Source organism: Nostoc sp. ChiQUE01b (assembly GCF_034531255.1).
GTDB lineage: Bacteria > Cyanobacteriota > Cyanobacteriia > Cyanobacteriales > Nostocaceae > Nostoc.
The window spans coordinates 69437-82409 of sequence record NZ_JAVRBM010000016.1 but is presented as its reverse complement, the minus strand read 5'-3'; the positions used below and the strand labels follow the sequence as shown (position 1 = coordinate 82409).

10 protein-coding genes and 2 pseudogenes are annotated in these 12973 nt (G+C 41.2%); 4 read left to right on the top strand and 8 right to left on the bottom strand.

Features of this window, described 5'->3' with window-relative positions:
• Positions 1-100: 100 nt before the first annotated feature.
• The 6 genes and pseudogenes from rbsK to RMY63_RS13320 form a co-directional block, all read right to left on the bottom strand.
• Positions 101-1042, bottom strand: coding sequence for a ribokinase (gene rbsK, locus RMY63_RS13345; RefSeq protein ID WP_322729161.1), 942 nt, complete (start codon positions 1040-1042; stop codon positions 101-103).
• A gap of 88 nt (positions 1043-1130) precedes the next feature.
• Positions 1131-1577: pseudogene (gene vapC, locus RMY63_RS13340) on the bottom strand (type II toxin-antitoxin system tRNA(fMet)-specific endonuclease VapC).
• Positions 1578-1805 (bottom strand): type II toxin-antitoxin system VapB family antitoxin, encoded by a 228-nt coding sequence (locus RMY63_RS13335; protein WP_322729160.1) that lies wholly within the window; start codon positions 1803-1805, stop codon positions 1578-1580.
• 142 nt (positions 1806-1947) lie between these two features.
• Positions 1948-2478, bottom strand: a complete 531-nt coding sequence (locus RMY63_RS13330) for a DUF262 domain-containing protein (protein ID WP_322729159.1) — start codon at positions 2476-2478, stop codon at positions 1948-1950.
• Positions 2479-2922: 444 nt separating this feature from the next.
• Positions 2923-3306: pseudogene (locus RMY63_RS13325) on the bottom strand (cysteine desulfurase); the annotation flags it as partial.
• A gap of 45 nt (positions 3307-3351) precedes the next feature.
• The gene (locus RMY63_RS13320; RefSeq protein WP_322729158.1) at positions 3352-4035 is read right to left on the bottom strand and encodes a response regulator transcription factor; all 684 of its coding nucleotides are present in this window, start codon (positions 4033-4035) and stop codon (positions 3352-3354) included.
• Positions 4036-5260: 1225 nt separating this feature from the next.
• Here RMY63_RS13320 and smpB point away from each other — a divergent pair.
• Both smpB and RMY63_RS13310 read left to right on the top strand, forming a co-directional pair.
• On the top strand, positions 5261-5728 hold the full coding sequence (gene smpB, locus RMY63_RS13315; RefSeq protein WP_094349892.1) for an SsrA-binding protein SmpB: 468 nt from the start codon (positions 5261-5263) through the stop codon (positions 5726-5728).
• 180 nt (positions 5729-5908) lie between these two features.
• On the top strand, positions 5909-6187 hold the full coding sequence (locus RMY63_RS13310; protein WP_322729157.1) for a WGxxGxxG family protein: 279 nt from the start codon (positions 5909-5911) through the stop codon (positions 6185-6187).
• A 260-nt stretch (positions 6188-6447) separates the two neighbouring features.
• On the opposite strand, the gene RMY63_RS13305 is transcribed toward RMY63_RS13310, so the two are convergent.
• Both RMY63_RS13305 and RMY63_RS13300 read right to left on the bottom strand, forming a co-directional pair.
• The gene (locus RMY63_RS13305) at positions 6448-7866 is read right to left on the bottom strand and encodes an IctB family putative bicarbonate transporter (protein ID WP_322729156.1); all 1419 of its coding nucleotides are present in this window, start codon (positions 7864-7866) and stop codon (positions 6448-6450) included.
• Between the two features lie 340 nt (positions 7867-8206).
• A complete protein-coding gene (locus tag RMY63_RS13300) occupies positions 8207-9760 on the bottom strand; it encodes a GAF domain-containing sensor histidine kinase (protein ID WP_322729155.1) in 1554 nt (517 codons plus the stop codon).
• Between the two features lie 741 nt (positions 9761-10501).
• Here RMY63_RS13300 and RMY63_RS13295 point away from each other — a divergent pair.
• Together RMY63_RS13295 and crtB are read left to right on the top strand one after the other, a co-directional pair.
• Positions 10502-11695 carry a DegT/DnrJ/EryC1/StrS family aminotransferase gene (locus RMY63_RS13295; RefSeq protein ID WP_416212513.1) on the top strand — a complete coding sequence of 398 codons (1194 nt, stop codon included), beginning with the start codon at positions 10502-10504 and terminating at the stop codon, positions 11693-11695.
• Positions 11696-11844: 149 nt separating this feature from the next.
• Entirely contained in the window at positions 11845-12738 is an 894-nt protein-coding gene (gene crtB / locus RMY63_RS13290) for a cyanoexosortase B (protein ID WP_322729154.1), read from the top strand.
• Positions 12739-12973 lie beyond the last annotated feature (235 nt).

Here is a 12973-nt window from a genome sequence, read left to right as displayed (position 1 = left end):
AAATCCCCGGTTTCTATCAAGCCGCAAGTGTTGTGGCTCTTTCTAAATCCCCGTTATAACACCTAATTGCGAATTGCGAATTGCGAATTGGTTTAAATACCTACCCTTGAAAACCACCATTCATTCCCCTTTCCTTAAGAAATGCATCAAATGTAAACCTATCCGGTAGCGAAGTTTGTGCGCCTGGTTTTGTCGCTGTCAAAGCACCTGCTGCTGCACCCCAAATAACTGCTTGATGTAAGGAAAGTCCTTCAAAAAGTGCCGCCGCTAAACCACCATTGAAAGCATCGCCTGCGGCTACTGTGTCAACTGCATGAACTGAAAACGCGGGTAAAAAAAACTTTTCTTCAGCAGTGGCACAAAAAACACCCTTAGCACCCAGTTTGACGATCGCACATTTCACACCTCTTTCCAACAAAACCATAGCGGCTTTGGCTGCTTGTTCCTCTCCATTTACAAGAAAACCAACCAACTGCGCTGCTTCAACTTCATTTGGTGTAATAATGTCTACCAATGGATAGAGTTCATCTGGTAAATTAGATTGTGCGGGTGCAGGGTCAAAAATCACTTTTATGTTTGCAACTTGTGCCATTTTAGCAGCAGCAACCACGGCATTAATAGGAATTTCTAGTTGTAAAAGTAGTGCTTTAGCTTCTGGTAAAAAGTGGGATAATCGTTCTACATCTTCTTGATTGACGCGCCCATTTGCACCAGGAATAACGACGATTTGATTTTCACCAGTCTGACTCACGGTGATAATAGCGACTCCAGAACTAACAGTTTCATCCACAAAAATGTTATCAGTCTGTACACCAGATGCTTGCAAATTGTTAACAAGTTCCGTACCAAAATCGTCTGCGCCTACACGCCCCACTATTTGGGTAGGAATGCCCAATTTTGCTAATGCTACAGCTTGATTGGCTCCTTTACCTCCCGAAACTTTAAAAAAGTCTTCTCCTAGCAACGTTTCTCCTGCAACTGGCAACCGGGGTGTTGTTGCTACCAAGTCTATATTTATGCTGCCGAAGACGATAATACTCATGATGCTGATTTCTATTGATCTTAAAGTTATTCAGATTGATATTACAGGAGGCCAGCAACACAATATATCACACCTTGCATATTGACAACTACTCAACCCAGTTTTCTAATAGGAGGGTAGGAATACGAGAAAACTCTCGTACATTATTAGTAACGAGGATAACTCCTAAACTCAGCGCATGAGAAGCAATGAGCATATCCATTGCACCAATAATAAGTCCTCTACTTTCGAGATCACTTCTGATGCTGCCGTAAATCGTTGCAGATGATTGATTGAATTCAACAATTTCTAGAGGTAGCAGAAATTGCATCAGGGCGATGCGGTTTTTCTCTTGCTGTTGGACGCTAGTTGCTTCAAGTCGGCAAAGCCGCCCAACGCACTAGCTCCTTTTAGCAACTCCGTATTCGAGTTCAGCAACGGTGATGGAGGAGATACCAACATCAGAAATGCTAAGGGTTTGGAATTTATCCAGTACTTTTTGGGGTTTTTGCTTGATGAGGTAAATACAGATGTTGGTATCAAGCAGGTATCGCATTTAAAAGGTTTCTCTGGTGTCGACGAGTGGCTGATTTCTGGTAGTCATGAAGTCATCAGAAAAATTGTCTAGACTATCAATGAGGGATTGCCAGGGGTTATCTTTGGCAATGAGGACAATAGCGTTACCAATTTTTTTGATATAAACTTCAGTGCCAGGGAGTTGGAAATCTTCGGGCAAAATGACCATTTGGTGAGTGCCATCAGTGGTGAGTTTAGCAGTGTTCATGATGTTTTTGTCCTTCTTATAAGAGTGGCAATCGTACCAATTAGATGATCAGAATTAATTCAAAGATAGTTTAAGAAACCATTCATATTTTCGATCCATGAATTAATCGCAATTTTCCCTGAGCTAATCTCTTTTGCTTCAATTATATCGTGAGGATATTTAGCTTTGAGATAACATAGTCCTCAAGTGTATCTTTGATAAACCACTTAAAATCACCTTGATATGAGGCATGTCTTTTCTCCGCATCTTTAAGAGGCAAAGTATATGAATTTATCCTCCTAAATATTTTTAAAATCTCTTCTTCTGTAGCCGAAATTATGGTGTCTGTTGACACTTCATAACCTAAAAATTTAGATTGCACATCATCTTCTAGTCCTGTAAAATATAAACCTTGATAGTTTTTACTTACATTTGATAACTTAAACTTATCTTCTATATAATCCTTAATAGTCGTTAATCTTTGCTGGCCATCAATTATTTCCCTTTTCGTCTTTCTCGTTTTTATATCTACCACTTGCCTGATCACAACTTTGGGAAATGGAAATTCATTTAAGACAATATCAATGAAGTACGATCTAGCATTTTGTGGCCAAAGACCTGAACTTCTTTGATAACTCCTATTGACAGTAAGCTCACCGCTTAACATCTGATTAAATAAATCTGAAATTGGCATTGTGTTTCTTATGATTTTCATGAGTTAAGTAGGTCGGTGTAAATATCTATTGTTGCAATGAGGGTAGAGGTGCAAAGAAAGGGAGTTTTAGCATTGTTTATCTTTTTTGACTTAGTTTTTTAATTTGTGCCTTTCTACTTAAGGTTTAACTCATCTAGCATGATTGCATAGGAGATAGACTAAAAAATTTTACATAAACCTATCCCACTACTCTAAAAATCCCTATTTGTTTTCATAAAATGTGCTTGAAAACCTTGATTTTTAGTTTTAAGCTCTTAATAAGCTTAGGCTTTATAGCACAAATATTATTAGTAAGATAGACTCATGGTTTAAAGAACTGGTTTGACGCTTTCAACAGCCCTGATACAAAGAGCTAATATCACCCATAACAGCAGCACAAAAACAATGAGCAACATTTGAAATACTAACATTTTTGCCAATCATTTAACGCTTAACTAAAGATAAATCCGGTGTTAGCCTTTGCAAAACTTGCTTCAACACCATTACCGTCCAATCTATATCAGCTTCAGTCGTATCACGTCCCAATGTGATGCGAATTCCCCCCAAAGCAGCTTTTTCAGAATAGCCCATCGCTAATAATATTGGGCTAGGACTAAGTTTACCACTGTGACAGGCAGCACCAGCACTGATGCCGATACCTGCAAGGTTTAGCTGTCGTACCAAGGTTTTACCGCTAAGTTTTTCCCCATCGGCGTGTTGTAGGCACATACTGACATGGTGAGGTAAACGATCGCAAGCATCCCCTGTAGGGATTAAACCAGGAATCTCAGCTAATTGGGCAAAGGCGCGATCGCGTAAAAAATAGAAGTTAGGAGTTTTAATTCCTCACTCCTCACTTTTAACTCCTAACTTTTATTCCACTAAACCATGCTTCATCGCAAAACGGACTAATTCCGCGCGGTTGCTGGTTGAGGTTTTTCTCAATAAACTGCTAACGTATTTTTCCACTGTTCGAGGACTCAGGTGTAGTTGATGACCCATTTCGGCATTAGAAAGACCATGAGTCAATAACTCTAAGACTTCCTGTTCTCTATGAGTTAGGGCTGAGTGCAGATGGGATTTCTGAATTTGAGTGGACAGAGAATTATGGGCATCCTCCGCTTTTGTCAAGCCGGAAATGCTCAAACCGTCTTTATGAGAAAAACGATATTCTGATTGGATAATTTGCGATCGCTCCAAAAGATTGCGGATTGCTGCTGCTAACTCTTCCAGTTCAAAAGGTTTGGGTAAATATAAATCGCATCCTGACTGGTAGCCCAGAATTCTTTCTTGAGTTTTAATGCGTGCCGTTAATAAAATTACAGGCAATAAACGAAACACTGGTTGTTGACGCACTCGGCGCACCAGCTCATAGCCATTCATCTGTGGCATAACAATATCCGTGACAATCAAATCAGGATGATACTCATCCACCATAAACAAAGCCTCTTGACCGTCATTAGCCGTGATCACTGAGTAGCCAGACAGTTCAAGATAGTCGCTAACAGACAGACGAGTGCCCAAATCATCATCCACTACAAGGATCGTCAAGGGCATGGATAATACACCCCTAGCATTTTTTTACTCAGAAATTTGTTTTTATGTACTCCGTTAGTGAACACAGCCAATAATAGTGTTCTTATGTTTCATACTATGACAGGATTACCAGCTAATGACTGCTCTGAGGGTTTATTTATAAAGAAAATCTTAAATCATTAGGAAGGTTAAGGAAGTGTAACCACCTAGACTCCCTGTGCTTAGGTGTCATAAAGAGCTTTGTAATTTGTAACAAATCATCATCATCATTAGCGTCAGATCAATTCTTTGTCAGGACTTATGCAAAAAGGGAGTGAAAATCTTGATTTTCTGTAGGGGCAATTTTATGTAAACGCAAACAAGCAAATTACGCGGAGTTTTTCGTAGAGAAGCGGCTTTCCACAGGGTATTGCCCCTACTTGATGTGTAAGTCCTATTTATAAGCTTACAAGAAAGCTGAAAGCGCGGGGGCAAATGCCCCCGCGCTCCAGAATCAGGGATTTTCAGTAGCCCTGAGCCAAGTATCCCTTCACATCGCTGTGGAACTGATACAAAGTTCGAGCCTCCAGGCTGGCTTACACGCGCCCTACCCCTACTCCTAAACATCCAAAGATACTCGTTTGGCTAGATAGAGTCTGTTTCTACAACCCAGGCAATTCTGGGACAGCCCCCTTGCTACGGTTTGCGTGTTACTCGTCAACACTCGTCTACTGGCGAAGCCGTTTCTGCGTAGCGAACAGTGCCCTAGCAACATTTCGACGTCGAATAATTTTAGCACAATAACAGCTACATTATGTCCCGCGATAAATTGTTACGAGTTCGATTGCCCGAGGCTGAATTTGAGCGTTTGAAAAATTATGCAGACTCAACATTTCGACAGATTTCAGAAGTTATTCACGACTACATCAAGCGACTGCCCCGTTAGACTGACGGCGGTTTTAACCGCCCGTTGTTTGTTCCTTTGCGATCTGAAGATGCGCGGCTTCCCAAACTATCAGGAGGTTGTGTGAAACTGCATAAAATCAGGCTTGGTGAGACAAGTTGCTCAAGCAACTTGTTCTATGAAACCTCAGAGGTAATCGGTATCAGTTAACTTAAAGTTGCCAGAAAACCTTAATTGTGAACTTAGAAAAGCTAAATTAGTGATATACAGTTCACCATTTATAGCGGTTCTAAGATACACCCTATAATTTACAAGCCAATCCAAATAATTTTTTAGGTACATTTAAAGCACACAAAATTATCAATGAGCGACAAGAACGAAGGTTACAAAGTTATTTGCGACAACCGTCAAGCCCGTTATTTGTATGAAATTCTAGAAACTTACGAAGCTGGAATTGAGTTGACAGGAACAGAGGTGAAGTCGATTCGTGCGGGGAAAGTCAATCTCCAAGATGGCTATGCTTTGCTTCGCAATGGCGAAGCATGGTTGATCAATGTGCATATCTCGCCTTACAACGCTAGTGGACAATATTTCAATCATGAACCACGGCGTACACGCAAGCTACTATTGCATCGCCAAGAACTCCGTAAGCTAATTGGTAAAGTCGAACAACAGGGTTTAACTTTAATCCCTTTGAAAATGTATCTTAAACGAGGCTGGCTAAAAGTGAGTATAGCCCTTGGCAAAGGTAAAAAGCTCCACGATAAACGAGAAGACCTGAAACGACGCCAAGACCAGCGTGACATTCAACGAGCAATGAAAAGCTATTAAGGATCGGTGTTGCTAAACTACCACAAAGAGTGAGAAAGGGATTGCTGTGAAAACCATGTTGTATATCTACAGTGTGAGTTATGAAAATGTCTAGTTTATAGCCGCAGATTGATTTTGTTAAAGTTGAGACTCGATACATTGGTGAGTAAATTCAGATATCATCAGGAATTTTCACAACCTATGAAAAGTAATTTCATTACAGCTGTTGGCGCTGGTGTTCTCACCTTGAGTATGGGAATTTTACCTTTAACTCTATCTGCACAAGCTCAGACAAATAATGACCCCGGAGCCACTACTGCTCCAACAACGACCACTAACGATCGCAACGATTTTGATTGGGGTTGGCTAGGATTGCTTGGTTTATTCGGTCTAGCTGGGTTGACTGGTAATAAGCGCAATCACGAACCTGTAGCTTATCGCGACCCTAATGCCCCAAGTGCCACTACCTACAGAGACTAGACAATTCAAAATTTATTTATGCAAAATTCAAAAGTTGTCAGTTATTCGGTAAGAAAACAATTGACAACTTATTTATCAACAAAGAATTCAGGAGTCAGGAGTTAGAATTCAGCATGAATTCTGTACGACTGGCAGATGAATAAGTGGGTTTAAGATCCCCACCAAATTGAGAATTTGGTGGTTTACAATTAGTGGCGGGTCTGAATCCTCCACTTTCTTGTTCTGACTCCTGGATTCTGACTTCTGAATTCTTTTTTATATTAGTTTGTTGCTGGTTCTGAATTAGTTGAATTCGTCTGGTTTTGAGCTAAAGGTGTCCAGTAACTGGCAATTAAGGCAACGATCAGCCACCAGAGGGTATTGACTTCAGGACGATACCAGACAGTATCTACAGTGCCGTGAGCTAGCATACCCAACAAAATAGCGATCGCTCCGATTAACCAAAATCCCTCTAAACTTCTGATTTGCCGCAATCGTCGCACTTGCAAAAGTGCCGTATTAAATGTGACAATTAGTAGCCAGAGAAAGCAGGCTAAACCTACAAAGCCTGTTTCTACAGTCACTTCAAACAATATCGAATAGGCGCTCAAAGCAGTATAACGAGGGCGTTGGTAGAGGGGATAAACTTTATTAAAAGAGTTGTGACCAGGCCCAATGCCGAAAATCGGGCGATCGCGAATCATTTCAAAAACAGCATCCCACACATTTCGGCGAAAATTATTACTGCTATCCTTACGGTCGGCAAAAATACTGAACACTCGCAGCCGCACTGGCTCTACAAATATCACTGCTAGCACCAATATGCCAATCAAACCTCCCAAGACAATCGGTAGTGACCAAGTACGCCAAAAACGAGGCATTTCCACGCTTTTCCAATAAACTAGCAATGCCATCACAGCTAAAACTGCCACCACTAGTCCAATCCAACCGCCACGACTAAAAGTTAGAATTAGGCAAGAACTATTGACAATTAGCATCGTTAATGCAAGAGCTTTCTTAGGCCAGCTTTGCCATGCAAAAATTGCCACTAAGCTAAAAATTACTGCTGGTAAGAGGTATCCAGCCAATAAGTTGGGATTGCCTAAATAACTGTAGACTCTTGTAGTCTTATACAGAGGAGATTCTGGATCAACCCAAGTCGCCAGTGCTGTGGCTCCAAAAAACCATTGCCGCAACCCGTATACACTAACAATTAACGATACGTGCAGATAAAGGATGATAATCCAAGAACGGAGACGAGGCGACCTTAATACCCTGGCACAAAGGGTAAATAATAGCAAATACAAGGTCAAGGTTCCCAAGTCGTTAAGTGCCGCCTTTTTCACTGGTGATAATGCTGTTGCAACTGCGGCAACTCCCCAGTAAAGCAATACCAGCAAGTGAATGGGAGTGACTGATGAGACATTTGCTGGTGTTACTTGATCGGATAAAGTCAACAACAGCCAAAATCCGACACAAGCCACCAGCAAAAAACCCACCAACGCACTCGAAGCAAAAGGTGCTAGAGCATATATTAAGCTAAGTAAAGCCGCTGCGATCGCATCTCCCCACTGGAGTAAGACGCTAGTTTGCCGCCAAGAACTTAGCAACCCCACCAGAGAGCGGTGTACATAACTGGTAGCAAGATATTCTTTGAGCGGTAAAGTTGATAGAGTAAATCGTTGCCAGACTAAATTCATAAAAAACATTGCGATCGATTAGCCTGCCGACGCAGAACTTGGAATTGATCATAATGCCTATAGCTATAAAAAGGTATTGACTAGAGATTACACATCATGTGATGGCATTCTTATTCCTAGCCATCAGCCAATAGGAAGTTAAGATAGTTCTTCATATACTTAGTACAGCTTGACGTAAAATGGTGGCGAATTCAGGGTTGAAATTTAAAGGCATAGGTAAGTGCAGAAGCACACAGAGAATTCGCTACGAACTAATGAAATATAAATAGAAAATACGTCTTTCCCAATCTCCATTACCCCTTATCCCCTTCAAGGGCCCCACCTTCCCCAATCCCCACAATCAGACATCGCTAATTGCTGGTGAGGAAGTCGCCAGTTGCAACGGCAAAGAAAGCACATAACGATATCCTGATTCTGGTGAACCTTGAATCAAAATATGTCCGCCATGCAATTCTGCCAGTTGACAACTTAGTAATAAACCCAAGCTTTCACGAGAAAGACTTCCATGTGATTTAGCTAAATTTATACCTGAACTAGTAGCAAATAAATTTGAGTGGGAATCACTCAGGTTTTTGGAATTCTCCACTGCTACTGATGAAGTATCTAGTTGCTCTTGTCTTTCTGTATAAGTATTGTAAGTTGCTACCTCACCTGTAAGCTCCAGCAGCGACAAAGAATTGAGACGGAAGTAAGGATCTACCTCTGTTATGCCGTCCCCTAACCAGGGATGGGAAACCCAAATAGTAACGTTGAGCGTATCTTCTTTGTAAGAAACATGAATGCGAACAATACTACCTGTAGCCGAAAGTTGAATCACACTGAAAACCAGGTGATAAAGCATTTGCCGCACCTTGTCTTTATCTAAAGGCCAAATGCGACTGCGTCCCGGTTCTATAGACAGGCGAATATCTTGCTCGCGGCGATTAGCTACTTCTTCTAGGGTATTGATAGCTTGTTGGCATAGCATTTCAATATCCACAGGAGCTAGATTTAGCACAGTTGAGTTTTCATCCATAGCTCCAAGTTCGGTAATTTCGTTTACTAGGGAAAGTAAGTACCGACCACTGTGTTGGATAATTTCCAAATATTCTCTCTGTTTAGTCGTCAAAGGCCCATAAATCTCACGTCCTAAAACACTAGCCATACCGAGTACAGATGTTAAGGGCGTGCGTAACTCCTGAGTTAGCTGACTCAAAAGTTCTAGCTTCAGTTGCTTAGTAGAAACAGAGTTGCTATCTTGAGTGGATGCAGTGATTTTAATCTCTGTGTTACGTTCCTCATTAAGTGAAAATATCGGAACGTTCTTGGAAGCGTTTGATTCAAGTTTCCCTTGCAGAAGTCGGTTACGTTCAAATTCACTCATGCTCCAACGAGCGATGATTTGTAAAAACTCAATGTCTCGGGTTGTAAAATTGCGCGGGACTAAATCCATCACCGCTAATGCACCCAAACAATGTCCCTCAGCATCAATTAATGGCGCTCCTAAGTAAGCACGAATACCATAATCTTGCACTAACTTGCTGCCAGCAAGTACTGGGTCAGTAAGTTTATGCGTATCATTAATTACAAATATTTGAAAGCTGTCTACTACCTGAGTGCAAAATGATTCCCGGCGTAGTAGTTGGCGGCTTTGTGCCAAATGATTCATTAGTCCCAGTCTAGATAAGCCTATCGCCGATTTGAACCAATGGCGTTCCTGATCCACAAATCCCAATATGGAAATTGGTGCTTCCAAAAAGTGGGCAGCAGTCTGTGTGGCTTCTTCAAAAACCGGAATCGTTTCTGGTTGCCGCAAACCTAAATCGGACAAAGCTTTGAGGCGTTGTTGTTCTCTTGATTCATGAGAATCCCAACCATCCTTTAGGGCAAATAATTTGTTTTCAGGCTCTATCATTGCCACTGCTACCTTAATAATTTCTCAATCGTGTAATTGATCCAAGTCCTATTTCTAGGTTATCAATTGCTATTTTTAAGCATTCCCTAATTTTGCCTCTGACAAACAAATTTAGGGCAAAAATTTTTTCTCCCTTCCATTAAGCCAAGATGTGGTGTCTGCTAGTTACTAGTTACTGGTGCTGAATGTTCTTTATTTAGCACTGGTGTAGTCTTTCTTGCTTGAGATTTGGCAATCAGACTGCGTTAGATTTGGATTCAGCCAGGGTAAGCTAATGCTAAGGATACAATACAAAGGGGCTGTTATTCTTTATGTATATAAGGGAAAATTTTTACTGGAACATTCAAAGTAAATTTACTTAAAAAAAATCGATGTTAGTGTAATTAAATATAGACATTTTACTGATAACAGCTAGCACCCAGACATGATAATCCTAGTGCAGGATGATCTAAATAGGTCAACCATATCCCTACGGATTAGCAAGCTACCAAATTATTGAAAAGCCCAGTTTCTAAACTTTTGGAATTTTGAGAGAAGTTGGAGTGGCGGCTTCAGAGAACTCTGATGGCAACTTCGGGCGCTCAAATTAAGAGGGCGTGATTTTGAATTAACTATAACCGACTAAATAGTTGATCTAAGCCTTGATCCAATAGATTAAATCTATTACAATTTCATGCCGAAAATTGTACAATATTTTCTATTTTTTCCAGGCGAGAAAATATTTTTTGAGGACGAATGGTAATGAAGAAAATGACTATTAGAGTTCCTTTTGTAGACCTAAAGTTACAACACGAACCAATTCAAACGCAATTACAAGATGCAATCCAATCTGTATTGGAACGGGGAGATTTTATTTTAGGGCAAGCACTTTCAGATTTTGAAGCAGCATTTGCGGCAGTGTCTGGGGCAGCTTATGGAGTTGGTGTGGCATCAGGAACAGATGCGATCGCTCTGGGATTACAAGCGTGTAATATTGGTGCTGGCGATGAAGTAATTTTACCAGCAAATACTTTTATCGCCACCTTAATTGGGGTGCTACGTGCTGGGGCCAAGCCAATTTTGGTAGATTGCGATCGCCAAACTGCTTTAATTGACTTAGAAGCCGCTGCAAAGGCAATTACGCCTCATACTAAAGCAATTATCCCTGTGCATCTCTATGGTCAGATGGTATCACCACGCGATTTAGTAAACTTTGCCGATACCTACAAACTCCTAATTTTTGAAGATGCCGCCCAAGCACATCTTGCCCAAAGAGACGGATATTACGCTGGTTCAATAGGAATAGCAGCAGCTTTTAGTTTCTATCCCAGCAAAAATTTGGGAGCATTTGGGGATGGCGGAATGCTGCTAACACGAGATTCAGATGTAGCCCAGAAGATGGTACGCTTGCGAAATTATGGTGCATCGCAAAAGTATTTTCATACTGAACTAGGTACGAATAGCCGCTTGGATACTTTGCAAGCAGCGATTTTGCACAAAAAACTCCCATATTTACCCCAGTGGAATCGCGATCGCCTGACTATTGCCCAGCAGTATGATAGTGAACTAGCACCCTTGGCAACTGCTGGAATTATCCCTATAGAAAATCAAAGTGATACAGGACACGTGTATCATCTTTATGTGATTAAAGTAGATGATTCTTGCCCAATAGAACGCCAGCAACTCCAGGAAAAACTCACAGCAGCAGGAATTCAAACTGGTATTCACTATCCAATTCCTTGTCATCTCCAGCCAGCATTCACCAACTTAGGCTATCAACCGGGAGATTTTCCCCAAGCAGAGAAATTGTCAAAGCAAATATTATCATTACCGATGTATCCTGGTTTGAGTAGTAGCCAAGTTAAAGAAGTTGTAGCAGCGATCGCCAATGCAGTCTCAACAAGTTATCAGGCAGATAATCTATCTCCTGCTGACCTTGGCAGCGTGGTAGCCTGAAGTTAATTCATACTTAATTTGTCCTTTGTCCTTTGTCATTTGTCCTTTGCAAATGACCAATGACTAATGACCAATGACCATTGTACAGACGCGATTAATCGCGTCTCTACTGACTAATGACCAATGACCAATGACTAATACTTAAAATCATGGCACTCCAGCAACAGGTTAAAAATATAAACGCATCAGGCTTGTTAAATCTAGCTATTTTAGGCGTTTTGCTGCTGCTTTATGCTCCAATATTGCTACATTGGTTGGATGGTTGGTTGCACAAAAATATCAGTACAGAACACGAATATTTCAGCCACGGGATTATTGGTCTACCATTTGCGGCTTATCTGGGCTGGATGAACCGGAAAAAGTGGAGGCGTTTGCCAGATACCATCAATCCTTTGGGCGCTGTTTTATTGTTATTAGGGGCAGTTTTTTATCTTAGCGGTGTTACAGAGTGGGTTAACCTTTCATTGCCCGTGATATTAGTCGGATTATGCTTGTGGTTTAAGGGAATAGCAGGTTTGCGATTACAAGGATTCCCTCTACTACTAGTATTTTTAGCCACCCCAACAGCATTACCCTATCTCATTGCTCCCTATACCATGCCTCTGCAAAGCTTCATCGCTGGTACAGCAGGCTTCATACTGAATCAATTTGGTATGGAAGTAACCGTAGATGAAATCAATCTTTACGTGGGAGGGCGGATTGTAGAAGTTGCTCCCTATTGTGCAGGGCTGAAAATGTTGTTTACGACTCTCTACGTGGGCTTGATGCTGCTTTATTGGACAGATGCTTTATCTTCACGGCGGACAACTATATCGTTTTTATCTCTTGCTGCGATCGTTAGTATTACTGCCAATATCATTCGTAATACTTTACTGACTTTCTTTCACGGCACGGGTCAAGAAGCGGCTTTTAAATGGCTGCATGAGGGTTGGGGTGGCGATCTCTACTCTGCTTGTATGCTAGTGTCACTAGTGCCCTTACTGAATTGGATTAATAGCTATTTTTCAGCATCTCTAGAAACTGAGCAAGAAGCAGAAAGTTAGAGGCATTGGGCATTGGGCAGAGGAGCAGAGGGGCAGAGGGGACAATTTTCTTCAACTTCTCCACTCTCCCCTTGCAACTCTCTTAATCTTTCATCGCTTATACGTAAGTAGGTCGGCAGAATAAAACTAAACTATGTTAACAAAAATCAATGAGGCTAAAACCCTCTTTCCTCCTGCCTCCTGCCTACTGCCTCCTGCCTTATCCCAACGACAAATATTTATGTCCACCTACTTA

Excerpts from the sequence above, each read along its gene's own strand:
- rbsK (WP_322729161.1), bottom strand. The coding sequence starts at position 1,042 with ATGAGTATTATCGTCTTCGGCAGCATAAATATAGACTTGGTAGCAACA.
- RMY63_RS13335 (WP_322729160.1), bottom strand. The coding sequence starts at position 1,805 with ATGAACACTGCTAAACTCACCACTGATGGCACTCACCAAATGGTCATT.
- RMY63_RS13330 (WP_322729159.1), bottom strand. The coding sequence starts at position 2,478 with ATGCCAATTTCAGATTTATTTAATCAGATGTTAAGCGGTGAGCTTACT.
- RMY63_RS13320 (WP_322729158.1), bottom strand. The coding sequence starts at position 4,035 with ATGCCCTTGACGATCCTTGTAGTGGATGATGATTTGGGCACTCGTCTG.
- smpB (WP_094349892.1), top strand. The coding sequence starts at position 5,261 with ATGAGCGACAAGAACGAAGGTTACAAAGTTATTTGCGACAACCGTCAA.
- RMY63_RS13310 (WP_322729157.1), top strand. The coding sequence starts at position 5,909 with ATGAAAAGTAATTTCATTACAGCTGTTGGCGCTGGTGTTCTCACCTTG.
- RMY63_RS13305 (WP_322729156.1), bottom strand. The coding sequence starts at position 7,866 with ATGAATTTAGTCTGGCAACGATTTACTCTATCAACTTTACCGCTCAAA.
- RMY63_RS13300 (WP_322729155.1), bottom strand. The coding sequence starts at position 9,760 with ATGATAGAGCCTGAAAACAAATTATTTGCCCTAAAGGATGGTTGGGAT.
- RMY63_RS13295 (WP_416212513.1), top strand. The coding sequence starts at position 10,502 with ATGAAGAAAATGACTATTAGAGTTCCTTTTGTAGACCTAAAGTTACAA.
- crtB (WP_322729154.1), top strand. The coding sequence starts at position 11,845 with ATGGCACTCCAGCAACAGGTTAAAAATATAAACGCATCAGGCTTGTTA.